Consider the following 21,741-nt stretch of genomic DNA (forward strand, 5'->3'; position numbering starts at 1 on the left):
CACTTATTTGCTAATTTTATCTGGATTGATAGCAGCCCCTTTGCTATAATATCGCCCCGTCTTGATTCTATATTATTCCTTTTAATTCCTGATATTCTAGGGTTCGCATGAGTACAAAATTTATCTTCGTAACTGGCGGGGTTGTTTCTTCGTTGGGTAAGGGTATTGCAGCAGCGTCATTAGCCGCTATTTTAGAAGCACGTGGTCTTAACGTGACTATTTTAAAGCTGGATCCTTACATTAACGTTGACCCAGGCACTATGAGCCCAATTCAGCACGGTGAAGTATTTGTAACTGAAGACGGTGCAGAGACTGACCTTGACTTAGGTCACTATGAGCGTTTCATCCGTACCAAGATGACTAGCCGCAACAACTTCACACAAGGTCGTGTTTATGAAGATGTATTACGACGTGAGCGTCGTGGTGAGTACCTTGGTGCAACAATTCAGGTTATTCCACACATCACAAACGACATTAAGCAACGTGTATACGACGGTGCTGAAGGTCGCGATGTAGCAATCGTTGAAATTGGCGGTACAGTTGGTGACATCGAGTCACAACCTTTCTTAGAAGCAATTCGTCAGCTAGGCACTGAAATTGGCCGTGAGCGCGCTTTGTTTATCCACCTAACGCTTGTGCCATTCTTAGGCCCTGCAGGTGAAGTTAAAACTAAGCCAACTCAACACTCTGTAAAAGAATTACGTTCAATTGGTATCCAACCAGATATCTTAATCTGTCGTTCTGATCGTAAATTACCGAATAACGAGCGCGCGAAAATCGCACTTTTCACTAACGTTGAAGAGAAAGCTGTTATTTCATTACCAGACGTAGAAAGCATCTATAAGATCCCTGCGTTACTTAAGTCACAAGAATTAGATAACTTCGTATGTCGTCGTTTCTACCTTGAGTGTCCTGAAGCAGATTTATCTGAGTGGGAGCAAGTGTTATATCAAGAGTCTAATCCTACAGGTGAAGTGACAATTGGTATGGTTGGTAAGTACATCGAACTACCAGATGCATATAAATCAGTAAACGAAGCATTAAAGCATGCGGGTCTGAAAAACCGTTTAACAGTGAACATTGAATACGTTGATTCACAAGACTTAGAAAGCAAAGGTACAGAGTTACTGTCTCACCTTGATGCTATCTTAGTACCAGGTGGCTTCGGCGGCCGTGGTGTTGAAGGTAAGATCTTAGCGGCTAAATATGCACGTGAAAATAAAGTTCCTTACTTAGGCATTTGTTTAGGTATGCAAGTAGCGCTTATTGAATATGCGCGAAACGTTGCAGGCCTTGAAGGTGCAAACTCAACTGAGTTTAACGCTAAATCAGCACACCCAGTTGTTGGTTTGATCACAGAATGGCAAGATGCTGATGGTAACGTTGAAGTGCGTGATGAGCAATCTGACCTAGGTGGTACTATGCGTTTAGGTGCTCAGAAGTGTCATTTAACACCGGGTTCTAAAGTAAGCGAAGTGTACGGTAGCGACGAGATTGTTGAGCGTCACCGTCACCGTTACGAAGTGAATAATCACTACGTAGAGCAGCTTGAAAAAGCAGGTTTAAGTTTCACTGGTTTATCTGAAGATAAGAAACTAGTCGAAATTATTGAGAATAAAGATCACCCTTGGTTTATTGCCGCGCAATTCCACCCGGAATTCACGTCAACACCACGTGATGGTCACCCGCTGTTTGAAGGGTTTGTTGCAGCTGCACACACTCACCAAAAAGCGTCATCGTAATTTAAATAGGCCGTGCTTTATGCACGGCTTATTTGTTTTAATAAGCCAATGGCATTAAGGATAATTAATAAAATTGGCACAAACTCACCATTTTCGGGAAAAGAGGAATCAAGATGTCAGAAATCGTAAAAGTGATCGGTCGCGAAATCATGGACTCGCGTGGTAACCCAACTGTTGAAGCTGATGTACATTTAGCTGATGGTTCATGGGGCCGTGCTGCAGCACCATCTGGTGCATCAACAGGTACTCGCGAAGCGCTTGAATTACGTGATGGTGATAAAGCACGTTACCTAGGTAAAGGTGTTTTAAAAGCAGTAGGCTATATCAACAACGAAATCGCTGAAGCGCTTAAAGGTCAAAACGCAGTTGATCAAAAAGCGGTTGACCAAGTAATGCTTGACTTAGATGGTACTGAAAACAAAGAAAAACTAGGTGCTAACGCTATCTTAGCTGTGTCTTTAGCAACAGCTAAAGCGGCTGCAAACTCAAAAGGCGTTGAGCTTTATGAGCACATCGCAGACCTAAACGGCACACCAGGTGTTTACTCAATGCCATTACCTATGATGAACATCATCAATGGTGGTGAGCACGCTGATAACTCTGTTGATATTCAAGAGTTCATGATCCAGCCAGTTGGCGCTACAAACTTCCGTGAAGCGTTACGTATGGGCGCTGAAGTTTTCCACAGCTTAGCAAAAGTACTTAAAGCTGAAGGTCACTCTACATCAGTAGGTGATGAAGGTGGTTTTGCTCCTAACCTTGAATCAAACGAAGCGGCACTTGCTGCAATCAAGGTAGCTGTTGCAAATGCAGGTTATGAGCTTGGTAAAGATATCACTCTAGCTCTAGACTGTGCTGCATCTGAGTTCTACGACAAAGAAGCGAATATCTACGACCTTAAAGGCGAAGGTAAAAAATTCACTTCTGAAGAATTCAACCACTTCCTTAAAGGCCTTACTGAGCAATACCCAATTGTTTCAATTGAAGACGGCTTAGATGAGTCTGATTGGGATGGTTTCGCACACCAAACACAACTAATTGGCGACAAAGTACAATTAGTAGGTGACGATTTGTTCGTAACTAACACGAAGATCTTAAAGCGTGGTATTGATAACGGTATTGCTAACTCAATCCTAATCAAGTTCAACCAAATCGGTTCATTAACTGAAACGCTTGCTGCTATCAAAATGGCTAAAGACGCTGGCTTCACAGCTGTTATCTCACACCGTTCAGGTGAAACTGAAGATGCGACAATTGCTGATTTAGCAGTAGGTACTGCAGCTGGTCAAATCAAAACGGGTTCATTAAGCCGTTCTGACCGTATTGCTAAGTACAACCAATTACTTCGCATTGAAGAAGTATTAGGTGAAAAAGCACCTTACAACGGTCTTAAAGAGGTTAAAGGTCAGTAATCTGGCTTAGCTATCAAGACTCTAAAAAACCTCCTTCGGGAGGTTTTTTTATAGCTGAAATTGTTGTTTTAGGATCTCGCCGGTGAAGCTTGTTTTTAGATAAAAGCCGCGAGGTAAGGTTTGTACTATTTGGCCATTCGGGCCAATCGCATCAGTCAGCGCTTTGCTATTGGCAGCTTTTGGCCTTATTTGCATTACATCACCTAAATGACCCGAAATTTCATCTACGCGACCAAGGGCGATTAGCTCCATTTGTTCTTCCCAATCACGCTGTAAAAGGGCATCTTGCTCTGCGCTTGGCTGCCATAAAAAGCCGCTGCCTATGGTACGGTGAAAAGGCAGTATTTCGCGTTCGCCTAAAATCGGTAACCATAAAACATGATTTAATTTTTTACGAACCGTACTTTGCTGCCAAGTCATTCCTGTTACATTTAAAAGCGGCGTGACTGAAACAAAGGTTGTTTCGAGTGGTTTGCCTTTAAATGAAATCGGTAGCGTTTTTAACTCAATGCCTAATTCTTCAAAATCAGGTGTTGGCTTTGAACCGGCTGTTGCGCCAAGAACATATTCAATAAGTTGCCCAGTCCAGCCCTTTTCACGTAGTAAATCGTCAGGAGTTTTAAATTGATATTGCTCAGCTAATTGCCCTAAGGTGAGGCCGGCAATAGCATCAACACGTTGCATTAATTCGTTTACTGAGGCTGGTTTTATTGGTCGCATAAGGCGTTTATTTGATTGTCTAATTATCCCGTTCATGATAGCAAATACGCGCCTTAGTGGATATCTTTGTGTTTGGGTGTTTTTTGCGCATGTTAAGTGTGAGCTAAAAATAACCAGTGTTACTTTTGATTGTTAAGCTCTAACTAGTTGATATTAAATTAATTTAATGTTTTTATATGGTGTTTCCATTTCATTAATTAATCAGTTGTTTGTATAAATACAGATATATAAACATGTTTATCCACAGTTTCTGTGGAGAAAGTGGATATTTCAACGGTTGATTGTGGATTTGTTTGCAATTTAGGCATGGTTTATAAAAGTTATGCACAAGCTGTGGGTAAGCTGATAAAAATACGGTTGTAAATAGTTATTTTATTCAAACGCCGCATTTTTATAAAAATGACTTCGTAACACCTTGATTAAAAGCATTTGTTGAAAATTTTATTTTCAATCTAATTTAGGCTTCGGTGTAAAGTGTTTGCTGTATCGCAGGTTATGTGGAACAATCAATAAAAATCGACTTACAAATGAGGCACTAAGGTGATTGATGCCGAAGGTTTTCGTGCCAATGTCGGAATTGTAATTTGCAATAATCAGGGACAAGTATTTTGGGCTCGTCGCTATGGTCAGCACTCTTGGCAATTTCCCCAAGGTGGTGTTGATGACGGTGAAACAGCAGAGCAAACCATGTACAGAGAATTACACGAAGAAGTGGGCTTGCTTCCTGAAGACGTTGAGATCGTCGCAAGTTCTAAACATTGGTTACGCTATAAATTACCCAAACGTTTAATTCGCAGAGACTCAAGTCCTGTGTGTATTGGGCAAAAGCAAAAATGGTTTTTACTGAAACTTCGTTGTAAAGATGAAGATGTAAATTTACTTAAAACTCATCACCCCGAGTTTGATGATTGGCGATGGGTGAGTTATTGGTATCCGGTTAGGCAAGTTGTTTCGTTTAAGCGCGATGTATATCGTCGAGTAATGAAAGAGTTTGCTCCGTTTGCAATGCCGTTTAATAAACGAGAGCAACAAAAAGATCATTGGCGACAAAAACGATAAGGCCTGCCTTATCTAAATTAAAGGAGCAGCATCATGTTAGCCACGCTCAGGTCAATTGCTGAGGCAGTGTCGCAACAGGCGGACTTAAACAGTGCGCTAGGGTGTTTTGTGCAAATGGTAAAAGATGCCATGCAAACACAGTGCTGCTCGATTTATTTTGCAGATTACAGCCAAGACAACTTTGTATTGATGGCCACCCAAGGCCTAAACCCAGATGCAGTGGGTAAGTTTCGTATAGGCTTTACCGAAGGCCTCGTTGGTCTTGTTGCTCAGCGTGAAGAGCCCATTAATATTGCTTTTGCAAAGTCACACCCACGTTTTAAACTCTCACCTGAAGTTAATGAAGAAGGCTACAACGCGTTTTTGTCAGTGCCAGTTGTGCACCAGAAAAAGGTTTTAGGGGTTATTGTTGTTCAACAAAAACTAGCCCGTGTGTTTAGCCCTGACGAAGAGTCATTCTTAATTACGCTTTCAGCACAGCTGGCTTCTCAGTTAGCTCATGCCGAAATAAAAGAAATATTACGCGTTGATGAGTTTTCCCACCAAACCTCGGTACTTAAAGGGGTATCAAGTGCACCAGGTATTGCCATAGGCGAGGCCTTTGTGGTGATCCCTAAGCTCGACTTCAATTCGATTGAATTACAAAAAGATGACGATGTAGGCACACAGCGAAAACTATTCACACAAGCAGTCGCTGCAACGCGTAACGAGTTTAATACCTTATCGATGACGCTGAGTGACTCTATTCCACAAGAGGCGCTCGCGGTTTTCGATGTTTATCAGCAGTTACTTGACGCCAAAAGTCTTGGTCAAAATGTTGAAGCGCAATTACAACAGGGCTGGAATGCTAAAAGCGCACTGAAAATTGTTATTGAGAAATTAGTTACTCAATTCAATGCGATGCAAGACCCTTATATTAAAGAGCGTGCCGTTGATGTTAAAGACATTGGTTTGCGTGTATTACACCATTTAGTGAATACCGAGCATGCGGCAAAGCCTTACCCTAAAGACACTATTTTAATTGCCGGTACATTAACCCCTGCCATGCTTGCTGAAGTGCCAAAAGGGCACCTTGCTGGGGTCGTGAGTGTTAATGGTGCGGCAAATAGCCATGCTTCTATATTAACGCGTGCTATGGGGATCCCAGCAATTTGGGGTATTGAAGATGTGCCGCTATTGCAGTTTGAAGGTAAGCCGATGATCTTAGACGCCTATTCTGGACGTTTATATATCTCGCCTTCGCAAATGCTGCAAGAGGAATACACTCAGCTTAAATTTCAAGAAGCATTATTGAACGACCGTTTTGTGGCAGAGCAAAACCTCGATGCAGTTACTAAAGATGGTGAACACATTAGTTTGTTACTTAATGCGGGCCTTGAATTAAATACTGAGCATGATAATAAGCCATTTTGCGATGGAGTTGGTCTTTATCGCACCGAAGCTTGGTTTATGCAAAAAGGCCAGTTTCCTTCACAGTCAGAACAAGAAAAGTGGTATCGCGAAGTGCTAACGAGTTATCACCCTAATCCTGTGGTGATGCGTACACTTGATATAGGTGGCGATAAGGTTTTAGATTACTTCAATATAACGGAAGAAAATCCATTTTTAGGTTGGCGCGGTATTCGTGTGACCTTAGATCATCCTGAGCTATTTTTAGATCAACTCAAAGCAATGCTTAAAGCCAACATTGGTCTAGGTAATTTAAAAATTATGTTGCCAATGATCAGTGGCTCAGAGGAAGTAGATGAATCGTTAAAACTACTCGAACAAGCCTATTTTGAGTTAAGTGAGCAATACCCCGAACAGGCAATAGAACGGCCAGAAATCGGGGTGATGTTAGAAGTCCCTTCGAGTGTATTTATGCTTGAAGAGTGGTCGCAAAAAGTCGATTTTTGTTCTGTGGGTAGTAACGATTTAACTCAGTATATGCTGGCTGTTGACCGTTCAAATGCCCGTGTTGCTGAGCTATTTAACCCTTATCACCCAAGTGTTCTTAGAGTGCTGTTAAAAATAGCACAAGAGTGTCAGCAACATGAGCTGCCATTTAGCTTGTGTGGCGAGTTAGGCGGCGACCCAGAAGGAGCACTATTGCTTATTGCGATGGGGTATCGAAGCTTGAGTATGAACTATGCTTCGATTAGTAAAATTAAGTTTGTGCTTAGGCGACTAAATGTCAGTGATATGGAAAAGTTACTTGCAGAATGCTTATTACAACCAACCGCAAAACATGTACTTAGGTTGACACGTAACTTTATGATCGAACATCAACTCGGTGAATTATTTTACACCCCAAGCCAAGGCCAATCATGAGGGAAAATTGTGCTGTGAAGCTCCTATACCCAAACCACCTCAAGATGTAGAATTCAGCGTTTCACAGGTGCTTAATATCAAGGCGTTACTTTGCAACAATGGCAGTCCCTTTTAAGAAGTAACAACGATGAGAGTAAGTGCCTGTGAAACGCCCAAAGGGTTGGTTTAAAAGCGATTTATACTGCGTTATTGATCTTAACAATAGAACCACTATTACTTGCAATCAATGCCTTGCCTAAATCGCTTTTAATTCCAACTGAAACTCGCATCTTGAGGTGGTTTGGGTATATATATTAGTTTAGTATATGTATATAACAAATTGAATATATGAGTGTGCTATGCATGACGTAATACTTTTAATGGTGTACTGCGCCATTTTGGGCAGTGTGGTTGGCTTTTTAGCTGGATTATTAGGCATTGGTGGCGGTCTTATCATCGTGCCAGTACTTAGTGCGCTATTAGTGTCGTTTAATGTTGCCGATCCAAGCCATGTATTAGTCATTGCGATAGCAACCTCGTTAGCATCCATTATTTTTACCTCGACTTCTTCAGCCCTTGCTCATCATCGCAATGCTAACGTGCCTTGGGAAATTGCCCCGTGGGTTATGACTGGCGTTGGCCTTGGGGCCTTAATCAGTGGCTTTGCAGCAAGCTTTATCCCAGAGCAGCTACTGCGCTTTGTTTTTGCCGGTAGCGTGGTGTTTATCGCGCTCAGAATGGTGTTATCGACACGAAAAAAAGCAGCCAGTGAAAAGCCGCTTCCATCAGGGCCTATTCTTGGTTTTTTATGTGCCATAATGGGGGCGCTGTCAGGACTAATTGGTATTGGCGGCGGGGCGCTTATTGTGCCGCTACTGCATTATTTTTCTGTTGATATTAAAAAGGCCATTGGTTGTGCTGCTGCATGTGGTATTGTCATTGCCCTGTTCGGCTCGGTGGGTTACGTATCTGCCGGCTGGCAATTAACATCTTTCAGTGATGGATTTGCCGGATTTGTGTATTTACCTGCGTTAGTAGGGATTGTGGTTACCTCGTCGCTCATTGCGCCAATAGGTGCCAAAGCCACGCACTATTTGCCTGTGGCAACAATAAAAAAAGTATTCGCGCTATTACTTGTCATAATTGCGCTTAAAATGGTGTTTAGTTAAAGGTTTTTATTTTTATGGCTCTTCAATTTCCAGATATCGATCCGGTTATTTTTTCGGTAGGCCCGCTCAGCGTACGTTGGTACGGCTTAATGTATTTAATTGGTTTTGCTTTGGCGCTATGGCTTGCTAATCGTCAAGCAGAAAAACCAAATTCAGGTTGGACAAAAGAACAAGTCAGTGACTTGCTCTTTTACGGCATGCTCGGGGTGATACTCGGTGGTCGTATTGGCTATGTATTGTTTTATCAGTTTAGTTACTTTATTGAAAACCCATTGTATTTGTTCAGAATTGACCAAGGTGGTATGTCGTTCCATGGTGGTACGCTAGGTGTAATCACCGCTATTGTGGTGTTTGCTTGGACACGTAAAAAGTCATTACTTGAAGTGGGTGATTTTGTAGTGCCACTCGTGCCGCTAGGCTTATTAGCAGGTCGCATTGGTAACTTTATTAATGGTGAACTATGGGGCCGAGTCACAGATGTGCCTTGGGCATTTATCTTCCCATCAGGTGGCCCAGAGCCGCGCCATCCTTCACAATTATACGAAGCCTTTTTAGAAGGCCTAGTGCTGTTTTTAATCTTACAATGGTTTATCAAAAAGCCACGTCCAGCGGGCAGTGTTGCAGGTGTGTTCTTACTCGGTTATGGCGTATTCAGATTTACCGTAGAATACTTCCGTGAGCCAGATGCCCATTTAGGTTTATTTGCAGGCATAATTTCAATGGGGCAAATACTGTCATTGCCGATGGTAATTGGTGGCCTTGGTTTGTTAATATGGGCCTATAAAAAGCCGCAACACAGCGTGGCAAGCAAAGCATAACAAGAGCAAATCAATGAAACAGTATTTAGATTTATGTCAGCGCATTGTTGACGAAGGTGTGTGGGTTGAGAACAAGCGCACAGGAACCAAATGTTTAACCGTTATAAATGCCGATCTTGAATATGATGTGGCAAATAACAAGTTTCCGCTCATCACCACGCGTAAGAGCTTTTACAAAGCGGCGATAGCGGAGCTATTAGGTTATTTACGTGGTTACGACAGCGCTGCACAGTTTCGTGATATCGGCTGCATGACTTGGAATGCAAACGCAAACGAAAACAAAGCTTGGCTTGAAAACCCACATCGTCGTGGTGAAGATGATATGGGCCGTGTATATGGTGTGCAAGGCCGCAGTTGGCAACGCCCGGATGGCAGTCACCTTGATCAGTTAAAAAAAGTCATTGATAACTTATCTAATGGGATTGATGACCGTGGTGAAATTGTGACTTTTTACAATCCGGGTGAGTTTGAACTAGGTTGTTTACGTCCTTGTATGCATACACACACCTTTTCATTACTGGGTGATACTTTATACTTAACATCATACCAACGTAGCTGCGATGTACCGCTAGGCTTAAACTTTAATCAAATTCAATGTTTTGTGTTACTTGCTTTAGTTGCACAAATCACCGGGCATAAACCGGGTAAGGCATATCATAAAATAGCAAATGCGCATATTTATGAAAACCAACTTGAGTTGATGCGTGATGTGCAGCTCAAGCGTGAGCCATTCGCGTCACCAGAATTAAAAATAAACCCAAATATTAAATCACTAGAAGACATTGAAACCTGGGTTACAAAAGACGATTTTGAAGTAGTAGGTTATCAGTGTCACGATGCAATTAAGTATCCGTTTTCAGTGTAACAACAATAAAATTTAAGGAGAAATCAATGAAAGCAGTGATCCCAGTTGCTGGTCTTGGCACGCGCATGTTACCTGCGACTAAAGCAATCCCTAAAGAAATGCTTCCTATTGTTGACCGACCGCTGATCCAGTACGTTGTAAATGAAGCAATTTCAGCAGGAATTAAAGAAATTGTTTTAGTGACACATTCAAGTAAAAACTCAATTGAAAACCACTTTGATACCAGTTTTGAGTTAGAAGCAACGCTTGAAAAGCGTGTAAAGCGTCAGTTACTTGCAGAAGTACAATCAATCTGTCCGAAAGATGTAACAATTATTCATGTTCGCCAAGGTGAAGCGAAAGGCCTTGGTCATGCTATTAATTGTGCTGCACCTATCATAGGTGATGAACCATTTGTTGTTATTTTACCTGATGTGATTATTGATGATGTGGCAAGCGACCTTAAAAAAGATAACTTAGCTGAAATGATCCAGCGTTTTGAAAACACCGGTGAGAGCCAAATCATGGTTGAACCTGTGCCACAAAGCGAAGTGGATAAATTTGGTGTCGTTGATTTAGGTGATGTAAAAATTAATCAAGGTGAGAGCGCAGCTATTTTAAACATGATTGAAAAGCCTCCAGTTGATCAAGCTCCATCAAATCTAGCTGTTGTGGGTCGTTATGTACTGAGCAAAAATATTTGGCCGTTACTTGCAAAAACCCCAGCAGGCGCTGGCGACGAAATCCAATTAACTGATGCCATTGCTATGCTAATGGAAAAAGAAATAGTTGATGCCTACTCAATGAAAGGCAAAAGCCATGACTGCGGCAGCAAAATTGGTTATTTAAAAGCTATTGTTGAATTTGCACTACGCCGTGATGAATTCAAAGACGAGCTTACAGACTTCATAAAGTCGCTGGTTAAATAATCAATTCTAATTACCTAGTTGAAAATTATGTAAAAAAAGTGTCTATATGGCACTTTTTTGTTATTTACATGATCCCCACAATTGTCGATTATTACCCAATAAAGGATTTTTCTGATATACCTAGCTCTTAACGCATTGTTAAGATTAAAGATCAGTGAGATGCTTATATATCCCTGTAGGATAGTTAAACTTAGCTATACTTATAAAAATACCTATGTAAAAACGGATTTTTATTGCTTTAGGTTGTCTAATATGAAAACTTAAGTAGTAGGGTGTCATTAAGTTTTTATTGCAGTAAGTTAAGCACTGTACTGAAAATATTATAATAACAAATAATGTGTTAGAGTTTTCTTATGCAACGTCTCAAATGATGTTTATGGCTTTTGTATAGGCAAGTGCTAACAGATAGACTTCTTTAAAAAGAAGCAAATTTTTAATGGTACGTTTAAGAATCCTACTTATGAAATATTGCTCAAAACCTTTGCGTTACAGTATATGCCTATTGGTGTTATTGACTGTGTCTGGTTGCAGTAATAAGGCACTTCCAAATATCTCCTTTAACACGCTTTCTGTTTTCAATATTTTTCAGTACCTAAGTAATAATAAGGTAATGCAAAACTCATTCTTATTGGCACAAACCCAAAATGAACCTGTCAGTACAATGCTTGATCAAGCAGACACGTCGCAAGCATTGTCAAACGACTCTACAGACGTTGTGAAACCCGATTATGCATTTGCTCTACAGTTAGCATCGGTTAATTCTGAGCAAGGCCTTGCTTCAACATTAAAAAAAATGGCTAAACGAGCACCCAGTATTTTTCAGGGAAAACCGATACTCAATGTCGAAGTCGCAGATGTAAATGAGCATACCTATTATCGACTTAAATTTGGTGGCTATAAATATTTGAAGAATGCCAAAGCTGACTGTGAAGCGATTAAGCGACAAGGCATTGATTGCTGGGTTAGCAACTACACTGACAACCGAATTTATTTCTAGCGTCAAATATTCGCGCTAAAGGTGGCATTTTTATTGCTACCATTTAAGTCTGTTTTTTAGAATTGACGTCACCATGCATTTTTCTATTTTTTCTAAATATCTATTGATAACCATCAGCTTAACTGCTTTAACAGCATGTATGATGAGCCAAGAGCAAACCCAGCCAGCTTATACTGAGCAGCAAGTACAGCAATTTGCTGCCGAGTGGCAAAACCAACAGCCGAGCATTGAGCGCCTTTCAGCCATGGAAAAAGACCTTGCGTTGTTAATCGAAGTGCTGTCAGCTAATAGTGATTTAACCGTAAAGCCATCACAATTTGAGCCACAAAATGATGTGATTATTCATCAAAGCGAACAAACGCAAGCGCAGCAAACATCATCAACAGATTCACTTGAGGCGATTATTGCAGCAAATAAAGCCGCTGAAGCGGGCGTGCAATTAGGTTTATATTTAACGCCGAAAAAAGTTAGTTATCAGGTCTTAAAGCTCAAACGTGATTATCCTGCTGCTTTAAATGGCCTTGATTTTCGTTTTAAAACACGAGAGCAAAAAGGCGTAACCTTGTATGGATTAAGGGCTGGTCCATTTGAAAATTATACTCAGGCGACAGCATTTTGTGAGATAGCGAAAAGAATGGGGCAAACCTGTGTGACGGCACCATTTATTGGAGAGATGCTTTAAGCATCTTTCCTCTTAAAAATTAGGTAATTAATCTTAAAGTATTTGTTCTAGTGGTCGATAAAGCTTAAGATACAGAAAAATGGCTTAGCCATTTAATTATAAGGACTTAATATGAAATTACCTCTTTCTTTAATTGCATGCTCATTAGCATTTTCTGCTTTTTCTTCTTTCGCCACTACAGAATCTTTCAGCGCCACAGTAAAGGTTCAAAACTCAGTTGTTTTAACAAAAGGAAATGATCTAGATTTTGGTACCATTCGTGCTGTAGCGGACCCTTTAGGTGTTGCACAAGCAGTTTTAACTATTAATCCAGAACCTGATGCAAGCCCTGTTTCGACAAGAATAGATTTATCTCCTGCGATTATTTCAATTATAGAGCAAGGAGCACCAGCTTCATTTACGGTATCAGAGGCGGTGCCAAATGCGCGTTTGTCTATTACCGATCCAACAGCAAATACATTAGAGTCAAGTGGCCAAGGTTTAAATGAGCCTAACTTTATTGTTGATGGTTGGAGATATTTTATTACTTCTGGGCCAAATGCAAATGCTTATTACAATACAGCATCGCCAAACCTAACGGCTGATGCAGATGGCAGTGTTGAGTTTAACATTGGTGCTAATTTATCTACCGCAAATACAGAATCATCTGAACCCTATCGTGATACTGAATACACTGGTACTTTCCAACTAGAAGTTGCCTACTAATATTTCTAGGTAATTTATCATGCGCTTTTTGCTTTTAGCCAGCGTGCTATTTACAGTGTTCTCAACGCCGTTGCAAGCTGCGAGTACAGAGCAGCAAGCGCTTGATTTTGGTACTCTAGTTATTCTAGCTAATACAAATATTAGTTCTGTAATTGTCAAAGATGATGGCAGTATCAATACACAGGGCTCTGTGTATGTACTTAAAAATGGCCGCCCAGCAGAATTATTACTCACTGGCTTACCAGCCAGAACTCAGTTAGAGCTAAAGCCACTTTCGACAACTCAGCTAATACATGATGTAGATAGCAGTACAAGTGCTGAATTTTCTGTACGTCTTAATGGTTTTCCTAAATATGTGATTACCAATGAATTTGGTGAGGCAAAAGTATTTATTGGCGGTACTTTAACGACAGATCGTAGTGCTAAACCATACGCGGATGGTCAGTATTCTTCTTCAACTTATTTAGAAATTTCAGTCAATTACTAAGGATAGATATGTTCGCAAAACGTCTTTTATGTGGACTTTTTTTTGTTTTTTTCAGTCAATGTGCAACGGCAAATTTACTTATTTCACCAACGCGAGTTTCATTTGATGAGCGCCAACGAAGCGCAAAAGTCACCGTTATTAATAGCTCAGAAGAGTACCGTACATACCGAGTTGTATGGAGCGAAAAATTAGCGCTTCCTGGTGGGGGATACCAAACACTGAGTGAACCAGTAGCAACGAGTCTTTCTCCTATGGCGCGCTTATCACCAAAGCAAATTCGTTTAGCACCGGGCGAAAGGCAAACGATTAAAATAGCGATTAGAAAGCCTAAGGATTTGGCTAAAGGGGAATATCGTTCTCACTTATTATTTCAAGCCTTACCAAATGAAGATAAGGCAGCTAAGGCCGGGCTCAAAGTGAACATGATTTTGAGTTTTAGTATTCCAATTGTATATCGTGAGCAAGGTGAGCTGCCAAAAGTTGCGTTTCAAACTGCAGAAATAGTTGAAGACTCGGTAAATAAAACACCAAAAATTGCTGTTAAATTAACTGAAAAACAAGGTTTTAGTAGTTATGGTCGACTTAGCGCGTATGTCACTAATTCGGCGGGAAAACAAGAAAAAATCGCTGAAATCGGGAATCTAAGTTTATATCCTGAAATTGAACAAGCGACAGTATTGTTAGATTTGTTCTCTGGCAAACAGCTGCCAAAACAAGGGAATATTGAGCTTAAATATGAAGGTGCAGATGAGTATGAAGGCGTCGATTTTGGCTCATATTCATTGTCTATTCGACATTAGGGATTAATTCGAAAACATTTATGAATCGCTTATTTGCGTTAGGGCTTATGCTATTAAGTCCTATCAGCTTTGCTAATTCGACTGTGAGTACAGAGGATGTACTAGCTAGACTCAATGCCATAAAAGCTAAGTTAAATGGCGAACAGCTCCATGTTTCACAATCTAAGCCTACACATAATTCTGCACACACCTTAGTCACCCAGCAGCGAATTGCGACTGGGGAGTTTTTGCTATTTTCAATTTATTTAAATGAAAATTACCTCGGTGAGGTTTTTGCCCTTAAGTCTGATCAAGACATTTTATTGGGGCTTTCAGGGCTAGTTGATATCTTACAGCTAGCAATTAATGTCGATTTATCGGCCAAGAGTGCAGAAGGTTGGTTCATCAATAGTAATAACACTTTTCAATTAACAGCACAAAAAGAGCTGATTACAAATAACAAGAAGTGGCAGCTTACTGAGCAACAAATTAGTGTTGACGATGATATTTATATAGAAGCTGCAGTACTTGCTGATGCTTTTGAATTTAAGCACAGCTCTGACTACGCAAGCTTAGAGTTACATATTGAAACTGAGTCTGTTTATCCTGTTGCATCGCAAGCGCAGCGTCATAAAAAACAACTGCAAAGCTACAGTAGCCAAAAGCAAGCAACTTTACCTTGGAAACCAAGCCCATATCAGGCCTTATCTGTCCCTGTGGCTGACTTACAATTGAACTATACCCAAGATAATGATAACAGCCAGACAAGTTACTCATTACTTGGCTCGCAAGACTTTGCTTACTTAACGATGGAATACTTTTTAGCGGGTCGTGAGAATGACTTGCTGAACAACTCAAGGTTAACTTTCTCTAGGCAAGATGTGAATAATCAATTGTTAGGTCCACTTGCTGCAAGTCTTATTGAAGTAGGGGATGTAACAGCTACGCAAGTTGGCAGCCGTTATAACAACCAATATGGTCGTGGGGTTAAAATATCGAATTATCAACTTGGGCAAGCTATTGATAATAATCGGGTGAATCTAACCGGTGCAGTGCAGCCTGGTTGGGATGTTGAATTATATCGTAATGGTATTTTAATTGAACAGCAGTTGAGTTTGACCGATGGACGCTATGTTTTTGCTGATGTTGATTTACTATTCGGTGAAAACAACTTTGAGTTGATTTTTTATGGTCCACAAGGACAAGTAGAGCGGAAAACTGAATATTACTACATTGATGGCACGCAGCTTGAACAAGGGGAAGCAGTCTATGAGCTATCTGTTTCAGAGCAAGGCAAGCAGTTATTGGGCAACAGTAACTATAGTGTAAATCAGGGCTGGGTTGCTGCGGGGCGATACCAATATGGTGTGAGTGATAACATTGCCATGTATTCAGGCTTCATGGCGCAAAAACGAGAGCAAGATGAGCTGTATCATGTTGCTCTTGGAACGAACCTTAGCCTGTTAGACAGGTTATTGGTTAATCTTGAATATGAAGAAAATAATCAACAACAAAGCGAATTTGAATTAACAACACGAACTAAATTGGCTGATCAGTCTCTGCTATTTAGCGCAACGAACCGTACTGATAATCAGAATGGTCGAGATATAACGCTCAAGAGCTATCAGTTTGATATGTCAGGTGAGCTGATGAAAAATGATTTTGGGCGGCTCAATTATCAAAACAACTTTCTGATTCAACATGCACAAAGCGTTGATTTAAAACAAATTTATAATCGTTTAAATTACAGCTATGCAAACGTCTCTATAAATAATTTATTGCAGTGGCAAGACTTAAGTGTTGGGCAAGAAAGTGTTGATGGTACGACGCGTTTACAAACACGACTGGGCAGAGTGTATAGTCGGTTTGGGGTTAATTATCGACTCTCTCCCGTTAGTGAAATAGCAAGTTATGAAGCTGAGTTTAGCAGAAGCTTGGGCCCAAGCCTACAAGCAGAGCTAACTTTAAGGGACTCTCTAGATTACGATGTTCAGTCCGCTGAATTAGGTTTAACGTGGCAAAATGACAGGATTAACTTAAGCAGTAATGTTAATTACGATAGTAATGATCAGTGGCAAATTCGCTTAAATAGTCGATTTAGTTTTGGTTTTGATAGTCAATATAATCAGCCATTTATGAGTAATAGAACATTGACCAATACTGGTAGTTTGATGGTTAATGTGTTTTTAGATGAAAATGATAATGGCATTAAAGATGGCAATGAAAAGGGCTTGGTGGGTGTTAAAGTAAAAGGCTTACAAAATTATCGCCAAGCTATTACCGATGAACAAGGTATTGCGATTCTTTCAGCTATGCCAGCTAATCGCACAACAGATATCGTGCTCGATCGTGACAGTTTTGCTGACCCTTTTATGATACCCGCCCACGATGGTTTCTCCATAACACCACGAGCTGGTTTCGTTGAGTACATGGATTATCCAGTAAATAATGCTAGCGAAATCGAAGGCACCGTTTATCAGCAGACAGAGCAAGGGACGAATGTTCAACCCTATGCCAAAATTACCTTAGTGGATGAACAAGGCAATGATGTAGCAATTACACAAGCGGCTTATGATGGCTATTACTTGTTTACTGATATTAAACCCGGTAAGTATCAGGCGATTGTTGATAAACAATACCAAGGCCAAAAGTCACTGGTAAGTAATCAAACACACAAAATAGAATTATCGCCCAAAGGTGATGTACTGGTGGGGGTTGATATTACTTTGCGGCCACTTAAAAAGCGTCAGGGCTACATTGCGAGTATTGGCAAGTTTAATTCACTAAAAATATTAAAGGTGTATTACTCATTGGTGAAACAGCGTTTAACACAACAAGGCTTTCAGAGCGCTTTCTACATTCACGATAAAGAAAATGCACACTACACGCTTGCAGTTGGCTTTGACGCACAATCTGCAAATGAGCTTGAACAGCAATGTGCGCAGCTAATATCACAAGCAATTAAATGCCACGTAACTGAACAGCAAGTTCAACACTAGCAAGGAGCAAATTATGGTTTTTACTACTTTTCAAAATCTGAAGAAAGTATGGTTAGTCTTACTGGTGACTCCTATCATTGGTTGCCAAAGCGTGACAGAGCCAAAAGTGAGTGAAGAAAACTTAGTAAAAATTAGCCAACAAGAGCTTCTGGAGCTGAGGCAATCGCATCAGCAATTCCAAGCAATGAAGCCAGAGCTAGAACGTTTGCTCTCAATTGAAAGTGAGTTAACCTTACTCACTGAACAACTTACTTTATTAAATGCGCAGCAAGCAGAGCCTGTAAAGGCAAAAAAGTCACCAGTAACCGCTCCTCAGTTTATAGCCGAGCCTACAGCTAAGTTTGCACTACAACTTGCTTCCGTAACAGAGATACCTCGACTAACAGCTCGCCTTGCTGAAATTAAAAAACAAGCCCCAGCGCTATTTAATGGCCAGTTTATTGCTAATGTAGAGTCCGTAACAGTGAACGGCAGCACTTTCCATCGCTTAAAAATAGGTGCATATCAACAAAAGCAGCAAGCAACTAATGATTGTAAAAAGTTAGCATCAGTCGGTGTGGCATGCTTGGTATCACATTATGTGCAGAATCCACTTGATTTATCCCATCAACAATAATACTTAGGCATAATTATTGCTTTGTACTTACTAAGTTTAGTGAGGATGGCAATTATGCGCCTGTTATTTTATTCAGTTTTTTTAGTGTTGGTGGGTTGTAGCTTAACTGAAGAGCCACAAAAAACGCCCCCTAGAGAAACCCCAAAATCGCCGATGGCACCTTATACGGTGCATCAATACGTTGCTGATTTAAGTAGTCAGCTGAGCCGTATTCAAGGCCCTTACAAAGGCAATGCACGTATTGCTGTGACCAGTTTTTATATGGCTGATGGCTTAGGTACTGATTTAGCAGAAGATCAGGGCAGTGGCTTGAGTCAGCAAATTCAAGAAAGTTTATTAACGCAATTTACTCAGCTTGGTTTTCATACCATTGAGTATCGATTAGAAAATACTTTAAATTTGCAGCAATCGGCCGATAGTGTACTTAGTCGTGATGTAAATACCTTACGTCAACGTCAGAATATTGACTTTGTTATTACCGGCACACTGACGCGGCAACAACATGCCTACATAGTAAATGCCCGATTAGTGAATACCAAAGATCTGCGAATTGTGTCAGCAGCAAGCACTGAGATCCCTATCAATGTAATGTGGGGCGCTGAAAAAGTTCAGCAACGTGATGGCCAGTTGTATCGAAGCGAATATTAAGAGGAACTCATTTAATGAAACGTTTAATTTTAACTTTATGTTTGCCGTTTGGCTTTGGTTGCTCATCAATGTTAACTGGTGATGCAACACAACACGAAAATGATCCTCAGTTAGCTGCGCAAAGAGAAGTTGCCGCGCCGCATAGTAATGACAGTGTGTTTCAAACCAATCAGGCGGTAATGAATAACAGCACTTTTACAGCAGCCCCAACACGTAAGAATATCAATCACTATGTGCGTGGCATCATGCAAGACTTAGTTGAAAACTTGCAATATGTTAGTGATAACACACCAGTTGCTGTTTCAAGCTTTGTGTACCTTGATGCAGATTACAACTCAACAAATTTGCTAGGTAATCAAATTGCCGAAAGTTTTATTCATGAACTTCACGCGTTTGGTGTGCCTGTCATTGATTTTAAAACCACGGATTATATGCGTGTTACGCCAAGTGGTGATTATGTTTTCAGTCGTGATTATTTAGAGCTTAGCCAAGACCAAAACTTCAATTATGTATTGGCAGGTACTTTGGTTAATCATCAAAGTGGTGTGCTCGTGAATGCGCGTATTGTTGGCTTAGCAAGCAAAGCGGTTGTTGGGTCGGCGCAAGGCTTTATCCCACAGTCAGTGGTTGATGCCCTGGATAGTACTAATCGAAGTGATGGCATTACACTAAAACAAGCAAGTGAGTAAGCTATGAAAGGTTTTATCTTCGCATCGTTAACGCTCGTGCTTTCTGGCTGCCAATTGCTGCCAGAGCAATCAGCAGAGCCGCAAAATACAGCTCAACATGCACCGGCATCAGCAAGCACTCAAGTCGATTACGTTGCTATGCTGCAAGTGCTTGAACAAAAAGATATGCAGCAGGATAACGCTAACCATCGCCTGTTTGTGCCTTATCAACATCATAAAACCGTTGTTAATTATGTCGAGCAAATGGCGCTTGAGTTAGTGGATACCATGCAACAAGAAAGCGATTTAGGTATTGCCATTACCACTTTTGTGGATTTAGATGCGAGCTTAAAAACCAGCTCTCAGCTTGGTAACCAACTTGCCGAATCAATGATGTATCAGCTGCAAAAATTTGGCTTTGGCGTTGTGGATTTTAAAGCGATGGATGTCATTACTGTAACCTCACATGGTGATTTTGTGATGTCGCGTGATGTAGAAGAGTTAGCTGAGCGTCGCATTGCTAGCCATGTACTCACAGGCACGCTGATATACCGCCCTAATGGAGTTGAAGTGAATGCCCGAGTAATTAATTTAAACTCAAAGCTGGTTATTGCCAGCGCACAAAAAGTGATCCCATATTTTGTGCTAAAACATGAGTCAATCCAATCAGCAACAGCTCGCGTTAACTAGCCTCATTATTTTGCCAATCGGCTTACTCACAAGTCGATTGGTTTATTCTCTTGATTACCAAAGCCTTAGACCGTTATAATTTTTACGTAAGCTACAAGCTACAAGCTACAAGCTACAAGCTACAAGCTACAAGCTACAAGCTACAAGCTATAAGCTTTACTTCAGCTTTCGAGTGGCCTCTTAGTTAAATGGATATAACGGCCCCCTCCTAAGGGGCAGTTACAGGTTCGATTCCTGTAGGGGCTACCAAGTTTCTCAGCAACCCCAATTAAATTAACCCGTTACTTTTTCAAGCTCACCTGTGCGCCATGGTTCAATGATGATTTTGATATGGTCGTTTGGTTTAAATAACGTATCGAAGGCACCTTGTACGCCGTCGATGCCGACTTTACCAGTGCGCATTTTTTGCCATGCAATTTTGCCTGACGCGATGTTCTCAAGTGATTGTGCAAACTCTTCTGGCTGGTAGTAATAAGAGAAAATAAGGTCTAACTCTTTTACTGTGGCATAGGCAAAGTTAACGTTGAGTGGCGCGGTATGTACACCTGTTACAATGATTTTTGCTTTTGCTGGCGCACGTAAAATGTAGTCGTTTAATAAACGGCTTACACCGGCACATTCAAAAATAACCACCTTGTTATTACCCGCAAGTGCTGCGGCTTTAGCGACTTCATCATCAACCATAGGGTTAACATATTCTGTAGCGCCAAATTCAAGGGCAATTTGTTTTTTGCTCTCTTGTGGATCGGAGGCAACGATGTGTTTTACGCCCTGAAGCTTTAACGCGGCAATTGCAGCAAGGCCAATTGGGCCACAGCCAACGACAATGGCTACATCATCATTATTCATTTGTGCGCGGTTTACTGCGTGTAGGCCAACGGCAAGAGGCTCTGTAATGGCTGCTGCTTCTGATGGAACAGCATCAGGAATAGGTAATAGCAAGGCTTCATCAACAATAAAGTATTCAGAATAGGCACCATATAGCCCAGGGGTTACACCTACGCCAGCGCCGCCAGCTGAAAGTAAAATAGGCACTGAGGTGACACGAGTACCTGTCGCTAATTCGCCTTTTGTATTGGGGCCGTAGCTAACGATTTCAGCCGCATATTCATGGCCTAATAACACTTCTTGGTCATCGCCTGCATCTTTTGCCATGATGCCGAGGTTTTTATAGATATCGAATACATCGCTGGTGTGGCGGGTAATATGAATATCTGAACCGCAAATACCGCACGCTAGGCTTTTTACCAGTACTTGACCGGGTCCAGGAGTAGGGATATCAATTTGTTTTACATGCAGCTTGCCATTTTGCATGGCAACAGAATTCATTTGGCTCATATGTGTGTCCTCTGTGAATGTGAAGGAAGTCCTTCATCGGTATTCTCTACACTAAGTCATAGTGCTAGTGAATATCTTGACTTTTTACGACAGAAATAGAACAAATTGCGCCAATGAGAGGCTTATACAGGGGCTAAGGGTTATTAAGTT

At 41.0% G+C, this 21,741-nt stretch carries 20 protein-coding genes and 1 tRNA gene; 19 read left to right on the plus strand and 2 right to left on the minus strand.

Annotation, left to right across the window (positions count from 1 at the left end):
• Positions 1–107: 107 nt before the first annotated feature.
• A complete protein-coding gene (locus NH153_RS17850; protein ID WP_063706470.1) occupies positions 108–1,742 on the plus strand; it encodes a CTP synthase in 1,635 nt (544 codons plus the stop codon).
• Positions 1,743–1,855: 113 nt separating this feature from the next.
• Complete coding sequence (gene eno, locus NH153_RS17855) at positions 1,856–3,154, plus strand: phosphopyruvate hydratase (protein WP_062566760.1); 1,299 nt, start codon at positions 1,856–1,858, stop codon at positions 3,152–3,154.
• Between the two features lie 48 nt (positions 3,155–3,202).
• Here eno and mutH read toward each other — a convergent pair whose 3' ends face one another.
• Positions 3,203–3,874 carry a DNA mismatch repair endonuclease MutH gene (mutH, locus tag NH153_RS17860; RefSeq protein ID WP_063707194.1) on the minus strand — a complete coding sequence of 224 codons (672 nt, stop codon included), beginning with the start codon at positions 3,872–3,874 and terminating at the stop codon, positions 3,203–3,205.
• A 540-nt stretch (positions 3,875–4,414) separates the two neighbouring features.
• On the opposite strand from mutH, the gene rppH reads away from it, so the two are divergent.
• From rppH to NH153_RS17945, 17 genes are all read left to right on the plus strand, one after another.
• The gene (gene rppH, locus NH153_RS17865) at positions 4,415–4,933 is read left to right on the plus strand and encodes an RNA pyrophosphohydrolase (RefSeq protein WP_063706472.1); all 519 of its coding nucleotides are present in this window, start codon (positions 4,415–4,417) and stop codon (positions 4,931–4,933) included.
• Positions 4,934–4,966: 33 nt separating this feature from the next.
• Positions 4,967–7,243: a phosphoenolpyruvate--protein phosphotransferase gene (gene ptsP / locus NH153_RS17870; RefSeq protein ID WP_063706474.1), complete on the plus strand. Its 2,277-nt coding sequence runs from the start codon at positions 4,967–4,969 to the stop codon at positions 7,241–7,243.
• A 338-nt stretch (positions 7,244–7,581) separates the two neighbouring features.
• Positions 7,582–8,391, plus strand: a complete 810-nt coding sequence (locus NH153_RS17875; protein ID WP_055020682.1) for a sulfite exporter TauE/SafE family protein — start codon at positions 7,582–7,584, stop codon at positions 8,389–8,391.
• 14 nt (positions 8,392–8,405) lie between these two features.
• On the plus strand, positions 8,406–9,209 hold the full coding sequence (lgt, locus tag NH153_RS17880; protein WP_063706476.1) for a prolipoprotein diacylglyceryl transferase: 804 nt from the start codon (positions 8,406–8,408) through the stop codon (positions 9,207–9,209).
• Between the two features lie 13 nt (positions 9,210–9,222).
• Positions 9,223–10,074, plus strand: coding sequence for a thymidylate synthase (locus NH153_RS17885; RefSeq protein ID WP_063706478.1), 852 nt, complete (start codon positions 9,223–9,225; stop codon positions 10,072–10,074).
• 26 nt (positions 10,075–10,100) lie between these two features.
• Positions 10,101–10,982 (plus strand): UTP--glucose-1-phosphate uridylyltransferase GalU, encoded by an 882-nt coding sequence (galU, locus tag NH153_RS17890; RefSeq protein WP_063706480.1) that lies wholly within the window; start codon positions 10,101–10,103, stop codon positions 10,980–10,982.
• A gap of 610 nt (positions 10,983–11,592) precedes the next feature.
• Positions 11,593–11,979, plus strand: a complete 387-nt coding sequence (locus NH153_RS17895; protein ID WP_063706482.1) for an SPOR domain-containing protein — start codon at positions 11,593–11,595, stop codon at positions 11,977–11,979.
• A 73-nt stretch (positions 11,980–12,052) separates the two neighbouring features.
• On the plus strand, positions 12,053–12,661 hold the full coding sequence (locus NH153_RS17900; protein ID WP_082874106.1) for an SPOR domain-containing protein: 609 nt from the start codon (positions 12,053–12,055) through the stop codon (positions 12,659–12,661).
• A gap of 111 nt (positions 12,662–12,772) precedes the next feature.
• The gene (locus tag NH153_RS17905) at positions 12,773–13,366 is read left to right on the plus strand and encodes a DUF4402 domain-containing protein (protein ID WP_063706486.1); all 594 of its coding nucleotides are present in this window, start codon (positions 12,773–12,775) and stop codon (positions 13,364–13,366) included.
• A 19-nt stretch (positions 13,367–13,385) separates the two neighbouring features.
• Positions 13,386–13,853 (plus strand): DUF4402 domain-containing protein, encoded by a 468-nt coding sequence (locus tag NH153_RS17910; protein ID WP_063706488.1) that lies wholly within the window; start codon positions 13,386–13,388, stop codon positions 13,851–13,853.
• A gap of 8 nt (positions 13,854–13,861) precedes the next feature.
• Positions 13,862–14,653, plus strand: coding sequence for a fimbrial biogenesis chaperone (locus tag NH153_RS17915; protein ID WP_063706490.1), 792 nt, complete (start codon positions 13,862–13,864; stop codon positions 14,651–14,653).
• Positions 14,654–14,673: 20 nt separating this feature from the next.
• Positions 14,674–17,631 (plus strand): fimbria/pilus outer membrane usher protein, encoded by a 2,958-nt coding sequence (locus tag NH153_RS17920; RefSeq protein ID WP_063706492.1) that lies wholly within the window; start codon positions 14,674–14,676, stop codon positions 17,629–17,631.
• Between the two features lie 13 nt (positions 17,632–17,644).
• Complete coding sequence (locus NH153_RS17925; protein WP_063706494.1) at positions 17,645–18,247, plus strand: SPOR domain-containing protein; 603 nt, start codon at positions 17,645–17,647, stop codon at positions 18,245–18,247.
• 54 nt (positions 18,248–18,301) lie between these two features.
• Positions 18,302–18,895 carry a FlgO family outer membrane protein gene (locus NH153_RS17930; protein WP_055020737.1) on the plus strand — a complete coding sequence of 198 codons (594 nt, stop codon included), beginning with the start codon at positions 18,302–18,304 and terminating at the stop codon, positions 18,893–18,895.
• Between the two features lie 14 nt (positions 18,896–18,909).
• Complete coding sequence (locus tag NH153_RS17935; protein ID WP_054562231.1) at positions 18,910–19,584, plus strand: FlgO family outer membrane protein; 675 nt, start codon at positions 18,910–18,912, stop codon at positions 19,582–19,584.
• Between the two features lie 3 nt (positions 19,585–19,587).
• A complete protein-coding gene (locus NH153_RS17940; protein WP_063706495.1) occupies positions 19,588–20,253 on the plus strand; it encodes a FlgO family outer membrane protein in 666 nt (221 codons plus the stop codon).
• Between the two features lie 174 nt (positions 20,254–20,427).
• Positions 20,428–20,502, plus strand: a tRNA-Arg gene (locus tag NH153_RS17945).
• A 24-nt stretch (positions 20,503–20,526) separates the two neighbouring features.
• On the opposite strand, the gene NH153_RS17950 is transcribed toward NH153_RS17945, so the two are convergent.
• Positions 20,527–21,591, minus strand: a complete 1,065-nt coding sequence (locus NH153_RS17950) for a zinc-binding dehydrogenase (RefSeq protein WP_063706497.1) — start codon at positions 21,589–21,591, stop codon at positions 20,527–20,529.
• Positions 21,592–21,741 lie beyond the last annotated feature (150 nt).

This window comes from Pseudoalteromonas gelatinilytica (assembly GCF_001641615.1).
In the GTDB taxonomy this organism is placed as follows: Bacteria; Pseudomonadota; Gammaproteobacteria; order Enterobacterales; family Alteromonadaceae; genus Pseudoalteromonas; species Pseudoalteromonas gelatinilytica.

Bases quoted from the DNA above. Each gene is read 5' to 3' on its own strand.
- NH153_RS17950 (WP_063706497.1), bottom strand. From the start codon at position 21,591: ATGAGCCAAATGAATTCTGTTGCCATGCAAAATGGCAAGCTGCATGTA.
- eno (WP_062566760.1), top strand. From the start codon at position 1,856: ATGTCAGAAATCGTAAAAGTGATCGGTCGCGAAATCATGGACTCGCGT.
- ptsP (WP_063706474.1), top strand. From the start codon at position 4,967: ATGTTAGCCACGCTCAGGTCAATTGCTGAGGCAGTGTCGCAACAGGCG.
- NH153_RS17895 (WP_063706482.1), top strand. From the start codon at position 11,593: ATGCAAAACTCATTCTTATTGGCACAAACCCAAAATGAACCTGTCAGT.
- NH153_RS17935 (WP_054562231.1), top strand. From the start codon at position 18,910: ATGAAACGTTTAATTTTAACTTTATGTTTGCCGTTTGGCTTTGGTTGC.
- NH153_RS17915 (WP_063706490.1), top strand. From the start codon at position 13,862: ATGTTCGCAAAACGTCTTTTATGTGGACTTTTTTTTGTTTTTTTCAGT.
- NH153_RS17850 (WP_063706470.1), top strand. From the start codon at position 108: ATGAGTACAAAATTTATCTTCGTAACTGGCGGGGTTGTTTCTTCGTTG.
- NH153_RS17885 (WP_063706478.1), top strand. From the start codon at position 9,223: ATGAAACAGTATTTAGATTTATGTCAGCGCATTGTTGACGAAGGTGTG.
- NH153_RS17910 (WP_063706488.1), top strand. From the start codon at position 13,386: ATGCGCTTTTTGCTTTTAGCCAGCGTGCTATTTACAGTGTTCTCAACG.
- galU (WP_063706480.1), top strand. From the start codon at position 10,101: ATGAAAGCAGTGATCCCAGTTGCTGGTCTTGGCACGCGCATGTTACCT.
- NH153_RS17940 (WP_063706495.1), top strand. From the start codon at position 19,588: ATGAAAGGTTTTATCTTCGCATCGTTAACGCTCGTGCTTTCTGGCTGC.
- NH153_RS17900 (WP_082874106.1), top strand. From the start codon at position 12,053: ATGCATTTTTCTATTTTTTCTAAATATCTATTGATAACCATCAGCTTA.
- mutH (WP_063707194.1), bottom strand. From the start codon at position 3,874: ATGCGACCAATAAAACCAGCCTCAGTAAACGAATTAATGCAACGTGTT.
- NH153_RS17930 (WP_055020737.1), top strand. From the start codon at position 18,302: ATGCGCCTGTTATTTTATTCAGTTTTTTTAGTGTTGGTGGGTTGTAGC.
- NH153_RS17925 (WP_063706494.1), top strand. From the start codon at position 17,645: ATGGTTTTTACTACTTTTCAAAATCTGAAGAAAGTATGGTTAGTCTTA.
- NH153_RS17920 (WP_063706492.1), top strand. From the start codon at position 14,674: ATGAATCGCTTATTTGCGTTAGGGCTTATGCTATTAAGTCCTATCAGC.
- NH153_RS17905 (WP_063706486.1), top strand. From the start codon at position 12,773: ATGAAATTACCTCTTTCTTTAATTGCATGCTCATTAGCATTTTCTGCT.
- NH153_RS17875 (WP_055020682.1), top strand. From the start codon at position 7,582: ATGCATGACGTAATACTTTTAATGGTGTACTGCGCCATTTTGGGCAGT.
- lgt (WP_063706476.1), top strand. From the start codon at position 8,406: ATGGCTCTTCAATTTCCAGATATCGATCCGGTTATTTTTTCGGTAGGC.